This is a genomic window from Burkholderia sp. AU6039, from assembly GCF_002223365.1.
Taxonomy (GTDB): Bacteria; Pseudomonadota; Gammaproteobacteria; order Burkholderiales; family Burkholderiaceae; genus Burkholderia.
Genome location: NZ_NKFK01000007.1, coordinates 588,988 through 606,303, shown reverse-complemented (window position 1 = coordinate 606,303; position 17,316 = coordinate 588,988). Strand labels below are relative to the sequence as shown.

The window sequence follows — 17,316 nt, the reverse complement described above, 5'->3', positions numbered from 1 at the left end:
ACGTCCTTCATGCATCCAGACAGGGGCTACCATGCGTACCACTTCGCTTTCAGCCTATCAGTACCGCTTCTGGCTCGAGTGGCAGCTCAATCCGCACTCGTCGGCCTACACGACCGCGCTCGTCTACCGCCTGTCGGGTCCGCTGGATCGCGACGCGCTGCGGCGCGCGCTGGATGCGTTCGTCCACGAGCATGACGAAGGATGCCGCAGCACGTTCCGGATGGGCGACGCCGGCGTGGTGCGGGACGTGCACGACCGCGTGACGGTCGCGCTCGACTACCGCGACGCGCGGGCGGCGCCGGCGCTGGACGCCGCCGAGGCCGACGCATGGATCGCCGCGCGCGCGGCGCACGTGTTCGCGCTCGACGACGCGCCGCTGTTTCGCTTCGCGCTGCTGCGCGAGGAGGCCGAGGTACACCGGCTCGTGCTCAGCTTTCCGCACATCATCTCCGATGCGTTTTCGGCGGTGTACATCAACCAGCGGCTGACGGCGCTGTACAACCACGCGCTCGGCGTGGGCCCGGCGCCCGCCCGCACGTTGCGCGGTCTCGGCGAGCAGCTCGCGTTCGAAGCCGCGTACCGCGCGTCGCCGCGCTACGACGAAGACCTCGCCTATTGGCTCGGCGCGCTGGCGCACGCGCCGCTCGGGCTCGAGTTCGAGGCGGCGGCAGCGGCAGCGGCGTCGGCCGCTCCGGGCGAGGGGCGCATCCACCGGCTGCGCTTCGATGCGGACATCACGCGCCGGCTGCGCGCGCGTGCCCGCGCGAGCCGCTCGACACCGTTTCTCGTGCTGTCGAGCCTGTTCGCGATCGCGCTGGCCCGCTGGCAGGACGTGCGCGAGCTGGTCGTGACCTATCCCGTCAACATGCGCTCGCCGGGTTTTCGCGATGCGAGCGGATGCTTCGTGAACAACCTGCCGATGATCTTTTCGCTGCGGCAGGGCGATACGTTCATCGACATCGTCGCGCGCACCACCGCCCAGCGTGCGCAGGCCAAGTGCCATCAGCAGCTGTCGCTGACCGATCTCGTGACGGCGCTGCGGCGCACGCGCTCGCTGGCCGATGCGCCCGTCTTCAACGTCGGCGTGACGGAAGCGTTCTTCGTGCAGGACGCACCGCTCGCCTTCCACGGCGTGCAAGCGGAATTGCTGCCGGCGGTCGCCGCCGAGCGGCCGTTCGACCTGAACTTCGCGTATCAGCTGACGCCCGACGGCCTGCACGTGAATCTCGAATACGACACGGGCCGCGTGCCGGCCGCCCGGATCGGCGAGTTCGCCGCGTCCTTCGGCCGGCTGCTGCGCGCGTACCTGGACGACGACGCGCAGCCCGCGCTCGCGGTCGACCTGCTGGCGCCCGAGCAGCGCGCGCGGCTCGCGCGTTACTGGCACGGCCCCGCGCGCCCGCTCGACGCGACGGACTGGCCGGCCCGCTTCGCCGCGCAGTGCGCCGCGACGCCGGATGCGCCGGCCGTCCAGTTCGGCGCGGAGCAGCTGACCTATCGCGAACTGGATGCGCTGTCGGCCCGGCTCGCGGGTTTTCTCGCGGCGCGCGGCGTGACGCCGGGGGCCCTCGTCGGGCTGTGCTGCGAGCGCTCGACGGAAATGGTGCTGGCGATCGTCGCGGTGCTGCGCGCGGGCGCGGCCTACGTGCCGCTCGATCCCGCCGCGCCGCCGGAGCGGCTGCGGCGCATCGTCGACGATGCCGGGCTCGCGCTGCTGCTCACGCAGCGGCATCTGCTGGCGCGCCTGCCCGCCGGGCCGGCCGCGCGGCATGCGCTGGACGACCGGGCGGCGTGGCTCGCCGCCGAGCCGCTGCCGGCGCGGCGCCTGCACCCGGACGGGATCGCTTACGTGATCTACACGTCCGGCTCCACCGGCGCGCCGAAGGGCGTCGCCAACACGCATCGCGCGCTGGTCAACCGGCTCGACTGGCACGGCTCGCTGCTCGCCGACGCCGCGCCGGTGCGCGTGCTGCAGAAGACGCCGTACTTTTTCGACGTGTCGGTCTGGGAATTCCTGTGGACGCTGCAGAGCGGGCATGCGCTGGTGATCGCGCCGCCGGAGCTGCACAAGGACCCGGCCGGGCTGGCGGCGCTGCTGCGCCACGCGCGCATCGCGGTCGCGCACTTCGTGCCGTCGATGCTGAACGCGTTCCTGGACGCGGTGCCCGGGCAGCGCTTCCCGGATCTCGCGCTGGTCGTCTGCAGCGGCGAGGCGCTGCTCGCCGAGCAGGCCGAGCGCTTCCACCGGCTGCTGCCGGGCGTGCGGCTCGCCAACCTGTACGGGCCGACCGAGGCGGCGATCGACGTGAGCGTGTGGCATTGCGCGCCGGGCGAGGCTTACGCGCGCGCCGGCGTGCCGATCGGCCGGCCGATCGACAACGTGTCGCTGTACGTGCTGGACGCGGGCCTCGAGCCCTGCGCGCCCGGCCGCGCGGGCGAGCTGTACATCGGCGGCGCGGGGCTCGCGCAAGGGTATGTCGGCCGCCCGGATCTCACCGCGGCGAGCTTCGTGCCCGATCCGTACGCGGGTCGGGCGGGCGCGCGCATGTACCGCACCGGCGACATCGCGATGTTCGGCGAGCACGGTGAACTGCATTACCTCGGCCGGCGCGACGAGCAGGTCAAGCTCAACGGCAACCGGATCGAACTGCGCGAGATCGAGGCGTGCCTGCTGGCGCTGCCGGGCATCGCGCAGTGCGCGGTGGTGCCGGTGCGGGTGCACGGGCGCGTGCGGCTGCTGCATGCCTTCGTCGAGCCGGCCGCGGGGTGGGACAGCTGGCCGGTGGACGCGCTGCACACGGAGCTGGCCGCGCGGCTGCCCGAATCGATGCGTCCGGCGCGCATCGACGTGGTGGAGCGCATCGCGCTGCTGCCGGCCGGCAAGATCGACCGCAAGCGCCTGGCCCAGCTCGCCGACGCGGCGCTCGAGACGCGCGCGCGCGGTGCCGAGGTGCGCGCCAGGACACCGTTCCAGGCCGAGGTCGCCGCCGAGTGGTCGGCCGTGCTCGACGTCGCCGACATCGGGCCGGACGATCACTTCTTCATGCTCGGCGGCAGCTCCGTGCAGGCGATCCAGCTGATCGCGCGTCTGAATGGCCGCTACGGGCTGCTGCTGTCGCCGCCGCTGCTGTTCGGTGCACCGCAGCTCGACCGGTTCAGCGCCCAGGTGCTGGTCGCGCTCGGCCAGAAGGCCCAGCGGGAGGACCGCCTCGAAGCGCTGCTCGATCGCCTCGCGCCGGACGACATGGACGAACTACTCACACTGTTTTCATCGTCGGGAGAGCTGGTTTGATGTCGCATAACGATTCCACCGAAAACAAGCGTCGCCAATTGCTCGAAGCGTTCGGCAGGCAGCGTGGCGCGGGCAGCCGCGACGCGATTACCCGCCAGGCGCGGCCGGCGGACCTGCCCGCGTCGGCGGAACAGGTGCGGATGTGGGTGCAGATGGCGATCAGCGGCGGCGCTGGCCATTTCCACGTGCCGCACGTGCTGGAGATCGCGGGCACGCTCGACGAAGCGGCATTGCGGGCGGCGCTGTGCGACGTGGTCGCGCGGCACGAGGCGCTGCGCACGACGTTCGACGCGCGCGACGGCGCCTTGTACCAGCGTGTGCACCCCGAGCTCGATCCGTCGCTGCCCGTCCATCGTCACGCGGCGGGCGCGACCGACGCGGACATCGCCCGCGCGATCACCGCCGAAATCGCGCAGCCGTTCGACCTGGCGCACGGGCCGCTGCTGCGCGTGTCGCTGCATCGTGTCGGCGACGCGCGGCAGATTCTCGTGCTGACCGCCCATCACCTGATCGTCGACGGGTGGTCGCTGGAACTGATGCTGGCCGACTGGTGGCGGGCCTACGCGGCGCGGCTGGCGGGCCGCGAGCTCGAGCCGCCGGCCGACGACGAGCCGCACTATGCGGACTATGCGCTGTGGCAGCAGGCGCGCGGCGCCGCGGACAGCGCGCCGAGCCTTGCCTACTGGCAGGGCCGGCTGGCCGGCGCGACGACGCTCGAATTGCCGTTCGCGCTGCCGCGCCCGCCGCGGCGCGCGCACGACGGCGAACTGGTGTTCTTCACGATTCCCGCTGCCGTGCGCGCGCGGGCCGAGGCGCTGGCGCGCCGGCAGGGCGGCACGCTGTTCACCGTGATGCTGGCCGCGTGGCGGTGCCTGCTCGGCGACTACGCCGGCCAGGACGACTTCTGCATCGGCACGACCGCGTCGAACCGCGTGCATCCGGGCAGCGAGCGCATCGTCGGCTTCTTCGCGAACCTGCTCGCGTTGCGCACCGCGCGGCAAGGCTGCGCCACGTTCGCCGCGCTGGTCGAGCGCGAGCGCGACACCGTCGCCGACGCGCTGCGGCATCAGGCGGTGTCGTTCGACCAGGTGGTCGAGCAGGTCGGCGTCGCGCGCGATGCCGCGCGCAGCCCGCTGTTCCAGGTCAACTTCGTGCTGCAGGACACGAAAGGCGCGGTGCCCGGCGCCGCCGAGCCGGCGACGCCGGCCGGGATGCCGGCGATGACGGTGCGCGACGACCTGTACCGCTACGCGCAGTTCGACCTGACGCTGTTCGCCGAGCTGACGTCCGACGGCGTGCGCTGCTGCACGGTGTTCCGCACCGATCTGTTCGAGGCCGCCGATATCGAGCGGCTGTCGCGCACCTATGCGCAGTACCTCGACGCGCTGACCGCACAGCCGGACGCGCCGTTCGGCACGCTCGCGCGCGGCGACGCGGCCACGCTCGACGCGCTGCGCGGCTGGCAGAGCCGGCCGCTCGGGCAGCCGCTGCCCGACTCGATCGGCGTGGTGATCGACGCGCTCGCGCGGCAGCATCCGGGCCGCACGGCGATCCGCCACGGCGACGCGACGCTCGACTACCACGCGCTGAACCTGCGCGCGAACCGGCTGGCGGACCACTTGCGCGATCTCGGCGTGTCGCCGGGCTCGACCGTCGGCCTGTGCCTCGAGCCGGGCGCGGAGCTGATCGTCGCGATGCTGGCGGTGCTCAACGCGGGCTGCGCGTATGTGCCGCTCGACAGCCGCTATCCGGCGGAGCGGCTGCGATTCCTGATCGACGACAGCCAGGCGAGCGTGATCGTCACGCGCGACGACGTGGTGGCGCGCACCGATGCGCTGCGCGACGGCTATCTGAACCTGATCGTCCTCGAGGACCACGACGACGAGATCGCCGCGCGCGACGGCGCGTTCGTCGCGAGCGGGCTGCCGGCGCAGATGCCGGCGTACCTGATGTACACGTCGGGCACCACCGATCGTCCGAAGGGCGTCATCGTGCCGCAACAGGCGATCCTGCGGCTCGCCTACCGGCCGGCCTATCTCGACGCGACGCCGGACGACGTGTTCCTCCAGTTCGCGCCGACGGCATTCGACGCGTCGACGTTCGAGATCTGGACCGCGCTCCTGAACGGCGCGTCGCTCGTCGTGCCGGTCGGGCGCGACGCGTCGCTCGACCAGCTCGGGCCGTTGCTGGTCGACGCGGGCGTGACGATCCTGTGGCTGACGAGCGGCCTGTTCGCGGCGATGGTCGATCACGCGCCGGACGCGCTGCGGCAGCTGCGCTACCTCGTCTGCGGCGGCGACGTGCTGTCGCTGCCGCACGTGGCGCGCGCCCGCGCGCTGCTGGAACGCGGCCAGGTGGTCAACGGCTACGGGCCGACCGAGACCACGACCTTCGCCACCGCGTACCCGGTGCGCGGCGCGCTGGCGGCCGGGCGCACGGTGCCGATCGGCATGCCGATCCAGGGCACGTCGGTGTATGTGCTCGACGACGACCTGAATCCGCTGCCGGCCGGCGCGGCGGGCGACCTCTACATCGCGGGGCCCGGCGTCGCGCACGGCTACGCGAACCGGCCGGACCTGACCGCGGCCGCGTTCGTGCCCGATCCACATGGCGGCGAGCCGGGCGCCCGCATGTACCGCAGCGGCGACGTCGGCTACTGGGCGCATGACGGCGCGCTGCATTACCTCGGCCGGCGCGACCGGCAGGTGAAGCTGCGCGGCTACCGGATCGAGCCGGCGGAAATCGAGGCGGCGCTGGCCGCGTGCCGCGGCGTGCAGGCCGCCGTCGTGACGGTCGATGCGACGCCGCAGGGCGACAAGCAGCTCGTCGCGTACTGGACCGCAAGCCCGGGCACGGGCGCGGACGTGCCGGACGAAGCCGGCCTGCGCGCGCAGCTGCGGGCGTCGCTGCCGGATCATCTGGTGCCGGCGCGCTTCCACGCGATCCCGCACATTCCGCTGACGGCGAACGGCAAGGTGGACCGGGCCGCGCTTGCGCGGCTCACGCCGGCCGAAGCGCCCGCCGACGCGGCGCCCGAGACGCTGACGGACACGCAGCGCATGCTGCGCACGCTGTGGGAAGACGTGCTCGGCCGCGGCGGGTTCGGCCTCGACGACGGCTTCTTCGATCTCGGCGGCGATTCGCTGCTGGCGATCCGGCTGAAGGCGCAGGCGCAGCGCCACGGGCTCGAATTCGAGATCCAGGACCTGTTCGTCCACCAGAGCGTGCGGACGCTGGGCGAGCACATCGAGCGGCAGCGCGGCGCGGGGGCAGGCGCAGTTGCAGTTGCGCCGGCCGAGGCCGCGGTGGCCCGGGCGCCGCTGACGAGCGAAGCGGACCGCGCGCGGCTGCCGGCCGGCGTCGTCGACGCGTATCCGCTCAGCCGCCTGCAACTGGGGATGCTCTATCACGGCCTGCGCCACGAGCGTTCGAGCGTGTACCACGATGTGATCGGCTACGAGGTCGCGTATGCGTACGACGAAGCGTGCCTCGCCCATGCGCTCGACCGGCTGTCGGCCCGCCATCCGGCGTTGCGCACCGCGCTGCGGATGGAGGGGTTCAGCGTGCCGCTGCAGCTCGTGTTCGACACGGCGCGCATTCCGCTGACGGTCACCGACCTGACCGCGCTCGACGCGACGGCGCAGGCCGCCCGGATCGCCGCGTTCATGGACGGCGAGCGGTTCGCCGCGTTCGACATCGCCGCCGCGCCGCTGTTTCGCTGCTTCGTGTTCAAACTGGCGGCGCAGCGCTTCAAGCTGGTGTGGAGCTTCCATCACGCGATGCTCGACGGCTGGAGCGAGGCCGCGCTGACCGCCGAATTCATCCGGCTCTACACGGCGGGCCTGACGGGCGCGCGGAACCCGCAGGACGACGAGCCGGTGCAGGCCGGTTACCGGGATTTCATCGAACTGGAACAGGCCGCGCTCGCCGATCCGGCCCAGCGCGATTTCTGGCGCGGCCAGCTCGACGGCGCGCAGGCGCTGTCGCTGCGCCGCGCGCCGCTGCCGGGCGACGCGGCGGACGAACGGGTGGATTATCTGGAGGTCGAGGTCTCCGTCGAACTGGAGGCGGCGCTGCGCGCGCTCGCGCGCGACGCGAACGTGCCGCTCAAGAGCGTGCTGCTCGCTGCCCACCTGCGCGCGCTGCAGGCGTTGAGCGGGCGGCGCGACGTGCTGACGTCGATGGTGACGCACGTGCGGCCCGAGACCGAGCATGCGGAGCGCGCGGTCGGGCTGTTCCTGAATTCGGTGCCGGTGCGCGCGGCGCTCGACGGCGCGGCATCGCCCGTCGCGCAGGTGCGGCAGGTGTTCGAGATCGAGTCGGGCATTTTCCGGCACCGCTTCTATCCGTCGCAGCAGATCCGGCAGGACAACGGCGGGATCGAGCTGGGTGAGGTGCTGTTCAATTTCACGAGCTTCCACGTGCTGCGCGAGCTGGACGACGCGGACGTGCGGATGCTCGCGGGCCGCGACGGCCATGCGGTCAACAGCTTTCCGGTGCAGGTCGATTTCTCCGTCTCCGCGAGCGACCAGCGGCTGCGCTGCATCGTCGGCTACCGGGCCGACAGCCTGCGGCGCGCCGACGCGGAAGACATCGCGCACGCGCAGCACGAAGCGCTGCGGCGGCTTGCCGGCGCACCCGCCGCAGCGTGGTTGCTGCCTGCCACGCTCGCGCGGCTCGACGACTGGGCGGCGCCGAAGCCGGGGCTGCCGGCCGGCGCGAGCGTCGGCGAGCGCCTCGCCGCGTGCGCGGCCGCCGCGCCGGACGCCGTCGCGCTGATCGACGACGCGGGCGAGACGACCTATGCGGCGCTGCTCGAGCAGTGCGACCGGCACGCCGCTGCGCTCGTCGCGCTGGGCGTGCGGCAGGGCGACGTCGTGGCGGTGTGCGCGGGCCGCACGGCGGCGACGCTGCGGACCGTGCTCGCGCTGTTCCGGATCGGCGCCGTGTATCTGCCGCTCGATCCCGCATTGCCGGAAGCGCGCCATCGCTTCATGGTGGATGACGCGCGTCCGGTGGCGATCGTCGGCGATGCCGCCGCGCCCGCCTGCCTGCGCGCGTGCGGCGTGCGCTTCGTCGAGCAGGTGGCGCTGGCGGAAGCGGGCCCGGCTGCGTTGGCCGCCGCGCCGCGCGTCAGCCCCGGCGACCCGGCCTACATTCTCTATACGTCCGGCTCGACTGGTACGCCGAAGGGCGTGCTGTGCCGCCAGGAGGGCATCCTCGCGCTGTTCGACGCGCTCGCCCGCACGTATCCGCTGGGCGCGGGCGACCGCGTGCTGTGGAAGACCGCGCAATCGTTCGACGTTTCGCTCACCGAAATGCTGTGGCCGTTGATGAAGGGCGCCGCGATCGTGATCGCGCGGCCGGACGGCCAGTACGATCCGCGCTACCTGCAGCGCGCGATCGAGCAGCATCGCGTGACGGTGGTCAATTTCGTGCCGTCGATGCTGCACCTGTTCCTGCAGTCGCTCGACGCCGGCGCGGCGAGCCCGCTGCGCGCGGTATTCGCCGCCGGCGAGCCGCTGCTGCCGGCGACCGTCGAGCTGGCGGCGCGCGTGCTGCCGCATGCGCCGCTGTTCAACGCCTACGGCCCGACCGAGGCCAGCATCTACGCGACCGTATGGCGCTGCGCGAGCGGCCCCGTGTTGATCGGCCGCGCGGTGGGCGACGTCGGCACGCATATCCTCGCGCCCGATCTCGCACGGCTGCCGATCGGCGTGACCGGCGAGCTTTACCTGTCCGGGCGCGCGCTGGCGTCGGGCTACCTGAACCGGCCCGAGCTGAGCGCGGAGCGCTTCGTGCCGAATCCGTACGCGACCGGCGATGCGGATCGCGTGCTGTATCGCACCGGCGACCTGGCCCGCTTCGATCGGCACGGCGACATCGAATTCGTGGGCCGCGACGATCAGCAGGTCAAGGTGCGCGGTTTCCGCATCGAGACGGGCGAAGTCGAATCCGTGCTGGGCCGCCATCCGGGGGTCGCCAAGGTCGCGGTGCTCGCACGTTCGGGGAGCGCGGGCGCCGTGCTCTGCGCGTTCGTGCAGGCGGCGGGCGCGCTGCCGGACGGCGTGCTGAAGGCGCATGCGCAACAGGCGCTGCCGCCGTACATGGTGCCCGACCGGATCGTCGTGCTCGACGCGATGCCGATGACCGGCAGCGGCAAGATCGATCGTCTCCGGCTGGCCGACTGGCCGCTCGACGCGGCGGGCGCCACCGATTCCGCCGGCCCCGCCAGCCCCGCACACCGCACGCCCGGCGACGCCGAGGGCGCGGTCGCGGCGATCTGGCGCGACGTGCTCGGCCTTGCCGAGATCGATCCGGACACCAACTTCTTCGACGCCGGCGGCCACTCGCTCGCGTTGATCCAGTGCCAGGCGCGGCTGAGTCGCGCATTCGGCCGCGATGTCGACATCGATCACCTGTTCCGCTACACGACGATTCGCACGCTGGCCGGCTGGCTGTCCGCGTCCGGCACGTCGTCGGCCGATGCGGATGCCGACGGCGCGGTCGCGGCCGCGAGCGCATCGCCCGTCGACAGCCGCGACGTCGCGATCATCGGGATGAGCGCGGCCGTGTCGGGAGCGGACGACGTCGAGCAGTTCTGGCGCATGCTGCTCGCGGGCGAGGACGGCATCACCCGGCTCGACGACGCGCGGCTGCGCGCGCTCGGCGTGCCGGACGACCTGCTCGGCAATCCCCGCTTCGTCGCCGCGCGCGGGTTGATTCGTGATCCGGACTGTTTCGACGCCGCGTTCTTCGGCTATACGCCGCGCGAAGCCGAGATCATGGATCCGCAGCAGCGCAAGCTGATGGAGGAAAGCTACCGCGCGCTCGAGGACGCCGGTTATGCCGGGCCCGGGCTCGCGCGCGACGTGGGCGTCTACGTGGGCGTGGGCGCGAGCCAGTACCTCGCGAACCACGTGCTCGGCAATCGCGACGCGGTCGACGCGCTCGGCTTGTACCAGATCAACGTACTGAACCAGCCCGCGACGCAGATCGCCTACCGGCTGAACCTCACCGGCCCCGCGGTCACGTTGAACACCGCGTGCTCGACGTCGCTGGTCGCGCTGCACATGGCCGCGCGCGCGGTCGCGCAGGGCGACTGCGAACTCGCGCTCGCGGGCGCGGCGTCGATCGGCGTCGACGGCGTGCCGGGCTACCTGCACCGCACCGGCGGGATCTTTTCCGCGGACGGCTATTGCCGCGCGTTCGACGCGGCCGCGAGCGGCACCGTCGAGGGCAGCGGCGCGGGTGCGGTGGTGCTGAAGCGGCTCGATCTTGCGCGCCGCGACGGCGATCACGTGTATGCGGTCGTCAAGGGCTCCGCGATCAACAACGACGGCCACGACAAGGCCGGCTACACCGCGCCGAGCCCCGCGGGCCAGGCACGGGTGATCCGCGCCGCGCTGGCGGACGCGGGCGTGGACGCCGCGTCGGTCGGCTATGTCGAGACGCACGGCACCGGCACGCTGCTCGGCGATCCGATCGAAATGGCCGCGCTGAAGGCGACCTACGGCCAGCACCCGGCACGCGCCCCGCGCCTGCTCGGCGCGGTCAAGACGAGCGTCGGGCACCTGGACAGCGCGGCGGGGCTCGCGGGCGTGATCAAGGCGGCGCTCGCGCTCGAACGCGGCAAGGTGCCGGGCACGCTGCATTTCGACACGCCCAACCCGCTGCTCGAACTCGACGACGCGGCCTTCCGCCTCACCGCGGAAGCGGCCGACTGGCCGGACGGCGGCACGCCGCGCCGCGCCGCCGTCAGCTCGTTCGGCATCGGCGGGACCAATGCGCACGTGATCCTGGAAGCCGCACCGCCCGAGGCGGATGCGCCGACGGCCGCCGCCGCGCATTGCCTGCGGCTGTCGGCCGCCACGCCGGACGGGCTGCGGCGCGCGGCGGACCGCCTCGCCGCCGCGTGGCGCCGCCACCCGGAATGGGCGCTCGCCGACGTCGCGCATACGCTGCAGGCCGCCCGGCAGGACCACGCGTGCCGTGCGTTCGTGGTCGCCGAGTCGCGCGACACGGCGCTCGACGCGCTGGCCGCGGGCGGGTGGCCGGCCACCGGCGACGCGCCGCCCGCGCGTCCGGTGATTTTCCTGTTCACCGGGCAGGGCGCGCAGGCCGCCGGGATGGCGCGCGACCTGCATCGCGAGCACCCGGTGTTCCGCGCCGCGCTCGACGACGTGTGCGGGCGGTTCGCGGGGGCGGCCGGGCTGGCGCTCGAACCGTACCTGCTGGGCGACGCGAGCACCACCGACACGGCGCTGGTCCAGCCGCTGCTGTTCGCGTACGAGTACGCGCTGTATCAGGCGTGGGCGGCGCTGGGGGTGACGCCGGACTACCTGATCGGCCACAGCCTCGGCGAACTGGTCGCCGCGTGCTGCGCGGGCGTGTTCTCGCTCGACGACGCGGTCGGCCTCGTGGCGGCGCGCGCGGCGGCGATGCAGGCGCAGCCGGCCGGCGCGATGCTGTCGGTATCGATCGCGGAGGACGAACTGGCCGCGCAGCTGCCGCCGACGCTCGCCGTCGCGGCGGTCAACGGGCCGCTGCAGTGCGTGGTGTCCGGCCCGGTGGACGCGGTCGACGCGTTCGCGGCGCACCTGCGCAACGCGGGGGTCGCGCATGCGCCGCTCGCGTCGTCGCACGCGTTCCATTCGCCGATGATGGCCGACGCGGCCGCGCGCGTGCAGGCGCATGCCGCGACGATGACGCTGCGCGCGCCGCGCATCCCGATGATCTCCAACCTCGACGGCACGCTGCTGGATGCGCAGCGCGCCACCGATCCCGCGTACTGGGCCGCGCACGTGCTCGGCACCGTGCGGTTCTCGGCGGGCGTGCGGACGCTGGCGGCGCTGGGCGACGCGCTGTGGGTCGAGATCGGCCCGCGCGACGTGCTGGCGGCGCTGGTGCGCGCGCATCGCTGCGCGCCGGCCGACGCGGTGCTGGCAAGCTTCACGGAGCGCGCGCCGCGCACGATGGCGACCTTGCTCGCCGGCTACGGCCGCCTGTGGGCGAAGGGCGCGCGACTGACGCGCCGCGACGCGTACGCGGGCGAGCGCCGCAAGCGGCTGCCGTTGCCGGGCTATCCGTTCGAGCGCACGCGCCACTGGCTGCCGGCCCAGCAGGGCGGCCCCATCGAGCGCGCGCAGCCGCAGGCGCCGGCCGTTGCGCCGGTTGCCGCGCCGGTTGCGGTCGACACCCCGCGCGCCGCGGCGGTCGAAACCGACGACGTGCGGCATGCGCTGACGCGCATCTGGACGGAATGCCTCGGCCATGAGCGGATCACGCCGACCGACGATTTCTTCGCGCTGGGCGGCGATTCGCTGCTGGCCGGGCGCGTGCTCGCGCGGATTCACGAGCGGCTGAATGCGGAGCTGACGCTCGAGGCGTTCTTCAGTGCGCCGACGATCGACGGGCTGGCCTGCGCGATTCGCATGCAGGCCGAACCCGCGCAGCCCGCCGAGCGGGCGGCAACGACGCCGGATGGCCGGCCGGCCGCCGGGCCGCGCCGCGCGCCGATGTCGTTCCAGCAGCGCCGGCTGTGGACGCTCGAACGGCTCGGCATGGGCGGTTCGGTCTTCCACCTGCCGCAATGCCTGCATCTGCACGGCGACGTCGACCGCGCGGCGCTGCACGCGGCGCTCGGCGGGCTGGTCGCGCGCCATCCGGTGCTGCGCACGTCGTTCCACGAAGGGCCGGACGGCGGCGGCGAGCAGCACGTGCATGCCGACGCGGCGGTCGCGCTGTCGATCCATGCGTACGCACGCGACACGGACGACACGGACGACGCGCTGCGCGCGTTCATCGCGCAGCATCGCGACGCGCTGCGGGCGGAGCCGTTCGATCTCGCGCGGCCGCCGCTGTTCCGCGCGCGGCTGCTCGAACTCGGGCCGCGCCGCGCGTGCCTGTTGATGTCGTTCCATCACATCGTCGTCGATGGCTGGTCGTTCCGGCTGATCGCGCAGGATCTCGCGTCGCTGTACGGCGCGGCGAGCCAGGGGCGCGCGCCGGATACCGCGGCGCCCGCGTGGGACTACGCGGACTACAGCGAGGAGCAGGCGGCGCGATTCGCCGCCGGGCACGACGCGGCGCACGAGGCGTTCTGGGCGCACCTGGACGGCGCGCCGGTGCTCGACCTCGGCGGCGACCGGCGCCGCGCACGCACGCCCGGACGTCTCGCGCACAGCGGCCGCGTCGCGGTGGACGCCGGGCGCGCCGCGCAGGTCGACGCGCTGGCGCGGCGCTTGCGGACGACGCCGTACGTCGTGTTCCTGTCCGCGTTCCTGCTGATGCTGTCGCGGCGCACCGGGCAGCGCGACCTCGTGGTCGGCTCGCCGGTCGCCAACCGCGCGTCGAGCCGCACCGAAGAGCTCGTCGGCTTTTTCGTCAACCTGCTCGCATTGCGCGTGGCGTTCCCGGCGGCCAGCAGCACGCGCGCATGGATCGAACGGGTGCGCGACTGCGTGATGGCCGCGCACGCGCATCAGGACTATCCGTTCGAAAAGCTGGTCGAGCGTTTCGCCGGCCCGCGTGACGCGTCGCTGACGCCGCTGTTCCAGGTGGTGTTCTCGATGCAGGAGGCGCCGGTTCGCCATGTGCGGATCGGCGCGCTGGACGTCGCGTTCGAGGACACGCCGGAAACGGAAACCGAATACGACCTGACGATGAACCTGCATCGCGACGGCGCGGGCTACGGCGGCGTGCTGCTGACCCGCGACGGCGTGCTGGAGCGGGGCGAGGCGGACGAAGTGGTCGAACAGTTCCACGCGGCGCTGGACCTGCTGCTGACGCTGCCGGACGATGCGCCGCTGGGCGACGCGGGCGTGCTGTCGGCCGCGCAGCGGCAGGCATGGCAGGCGGCGTCCGGGACCGTCGACGCGCCTGCGCGGGCGGCGTCCGACCTCGTGTCGCTGCTGTCGGACACGCTGACGGCCGGCAACGCCGCGCCCGCGGTCGCCACCGCGCACGAGACGCTCAGCTACGGGGCGCTGCGGGCCCGGGTGGATCAGGTCGCGGGCGCACTGCTCGCGCGCGGCGTGCGCACCGGCGACCGCGTCGCGCTGTGCTTGCCGACGGGGCTCGACGCACTGGTGGCGCTGCTCGGCGTACTGCGCGCCGGGGCGACCTACCTGCCGCTCGACCCCGCCGCGCCGGCCGCGCGGCAGCACGCGATCCTGTCGCAGGCGGCGCCGGTGCTACTCGTGCACGACGCCACGGCGGCGGCGCCGGCATGGCCCGGATGCGCGGCGATCGCGTTCGCCGCGCTGGGCGACGCGCCCGCCGGCGCGCTGCCCGCGTGCATCGATCCGCAGCAGGCCGCCTATACGCTGTTCACGTCCGGCTCGACCGGCGTGCCGAAGGGCGTCGACGTCAGTCATCGGGCCGTCGCGCACAAGATCCAGGCGCTGTGCGCCGCGTACCGGATGACCGCCGACGACCGCGTCGTGCAGTTCTCGTCGCTCGTGTTCGACGTGTCGATCGAGGAGATTTTCACGACGCTGTCCACCGGCGCCTGCCTGCTGTTGCTCGACCGCGCGGCATGGCCGACGCTCGGTGCGTTCAGCGGCCTGCTCGATGCGCGGCGCGCGACCGTGCTCAACCTGCCCGCGTCGTTCTGGCGAGAATGGGTGCGTGCGATCCGGCTCGGCGAGGCCGCGCTGCCGGCGCGGCTGCGCCTGGTCGTGACGGGCAGCGAGACGGTGCCGCTCGCGGCGGTGCAGGCATGGCGTGCCGTGACGGGCGGCCGCGTGGCGCTGATGAACGCGTACGGGCTGACGGAAAGCGTGATCACGTCCGTCGTGCATGACGTGCCGGCCGCCGCGCGCCCGGACGAACGCGACGTGCCGATCGGCGCGCCGCTGCCGGGCACCACCGCCTATGTGCTCGACGCGCACCTGCAACCGGTGCCGCCGCTGTGCCGGGGCGAGCTCTACCTGGGCGGCAGTGCGCTCGCGAGCGGCTATCCGGGCCGGCCCGGGCAGACGGCCGCCGCCTTCCTGCCCGATCCGTTCGCCGGCCAGCCGGGCGCGCGCATGTATCGCACCGGCGACCTCGTGCGTCGCGACGCGGACGGCGCACTGGTCTACCTCGGCCGCAGCGATCGCCAGATCAAGGTGCGCGGGATTCGCGTCGACCTGGCCGAGGTGGAGGCGCTGCTGCTCGACCAGGACGGCGTGCGCGAGGCGGCGGTGCGGCTGTCGAGCGGGCCCGATGCGCCGGCGCCGCGCCTGGAGGCGTTCATCGTCGTGGGTCCCGACGCGTCGGATGCGCCGGCCACGCCACGCGATGCGGCGCGCGCGCGGCTGCGTGCGTTGCGCCGCGTGGCGCCGGCGCACCTGGTGCCGCATGCGCTGGCCATCGTGCCGTCGCTGCCCAAGACGTCCGGTGACAAGATCGACCGCCAGTGGGTGTCGACGGCGGTGCTGCCCGACGAAGCCGCGGACGGCGACGAAGCGCCGCCGCTGCGCGCGCTGCTGGCGGTGCTGCGCGACGTGCTGCGGCTGGACCGGATCGGCCGGGACGACAACTACTTCGGGCTGGGCGGCGACTCCATCCTGGTGTTGCGCGCCGTCGCGCAACTGAACCGGGCGGGCTGGACGGTCGATCCTCAGGACTTCTTCTCGACCTCGACCCTCGCGGACCTGGCCGAATGCCTGCGACCGCTGACGGTGCGGCCGGAGGCGGACGACGCGTCCGGGTTCCCGCTGACGCCGTATCAGCGGCGCGTGTTGCAGCGCCCGCACGCGCACCACTGGAACCGCTCGCTGCTCGTTCAGGCGGCGCAGCCGCTCGACGCCGACGCGCTGCGGGCGGCGTTCCGCTCGCTGCTCGACGCGCACCCGGGGCTGCGCTGCGTATTCGATACCCACGCGCTGGCCGGCCGCATCGCGCCGGCGGACGCGGACGCCGTGCAGCGCTGCTTCAGCAGTCACGACCTCGGCACGGCGGACGACGCGGCTCGCTTCATCGCCGCGCACGGCGCGACGCTGCAGCAGGGCTTCGATCTCGCGCACGGGCCGCTGGTCCGGATCGCGCACTACCGGTGCGGGGCGGCCGGCGACCGGCTGCTGCTCGTCGTGCACGGGCTGGTGGCGGACAGCCATGGCTGGGCGGTGCTGCTGGACGACCTGGCCCACGCATATGCGGCGCATGCGAACGGCCGGACGCCGGCACTGGCCGCGCCGACGCTGGCGTACCCGGCCTATCTGCGTGCGCTGGACGCGCGCATTGCCGCCGCGCGGGCGGCGGGCGAGAGCGCCGCGTACTTCGCGCCGATGGCGGCCAACGTCGCGCTGCCGCGGGATCGGCACGCGGCACCCGGCGACAACGCGGAGGCCAGCCAGCAGGTCGTGCGCGACCGGCTGACGGGCGACGCGGCGCGACGGATGTTCACCGTCGTGCCGCAGCGCCTGCGCGTGAAAGCCGCCACCGTCGCCATCGCGGCGGCCGCGCGCGCGCTGACCGAGTGGGCGGGCGGCGCGGTGGTCGCCGATCTCGGCCGGCATGGACGCGACTGGCTCGACGACGGGCCGGCGGTCGAGCGCGCGCTCGGCTGCTTCGTCTGCGACGTGCCGCTGCTGTTGCCGCAGCACGCCGGCGCGCCGGGCGTCGCCGCGCTGCGCGCATGGGAGGCGGCGCTCGCCGCGCTGCCGCCGGCCGCGCTGGGCGGCGCGGACGTGCCGCCGCCGGCCGGCGTCGATGCCGACGCGTGGCGGCGCTGCGTGCAGCCGCAGGTCAGCGTCGATTTCGTCTCGGCGGCCGCCGCGCGCCCTTCCGCGTGGTTCTCCGCCGCGCCCGAGGCGGTGGGCGCGGACCGCGCGGCGACCGACCAACGTTCGCACCTGCTGAACCTCGTCTGCGTCGCGGGCGACGGCGAACTCACGTTCGAGTGCCGTTACAGCGACACCGTGCACACGCGCGCCACCGCCGAACGGTTGCTGCGCCGGTGGCGCGAACACATGGAGGCCGCGCTCGCGCTTGTCGCCGACGCCGCCGTTCCCGTAGTCGAACACGATCATTCCTGA

General features: G+C 73.6%; 2 protein-coding genes. Both read left to right on the top strand.

Annotated features, from left to right (window positions below; translation table 11 throughout):
* Window positions 1-31 precede the first annotated feature (31 nt).
* Complete coding sequence (locus CFB39_RS34710; protein ID WP_089476357.1) at window positions 32-3,292, top strand: non-ribosomal peptide synthetase; 3,261 nt, start codon at window positions 32-34, stop codon at window positions 3,290-3,292.
* The gene (locus tag CFB39_RS34705; protein ID WP_089476356.1) at window positions 3,292-17,316 is read left to right on the top strand and encodes a hybrid non-ribosomal peptide synthetase/type I polyketide synthase; all 14,025 of its coding nucleotides are present in this window, start codon (window positions 3,292-3,294) and stop codon (window positions 17,314-17,316) included. Before CFB39_RS34710 ends, CFB39_RS34705 begins: the two co-directional genes overlap by 1 nt.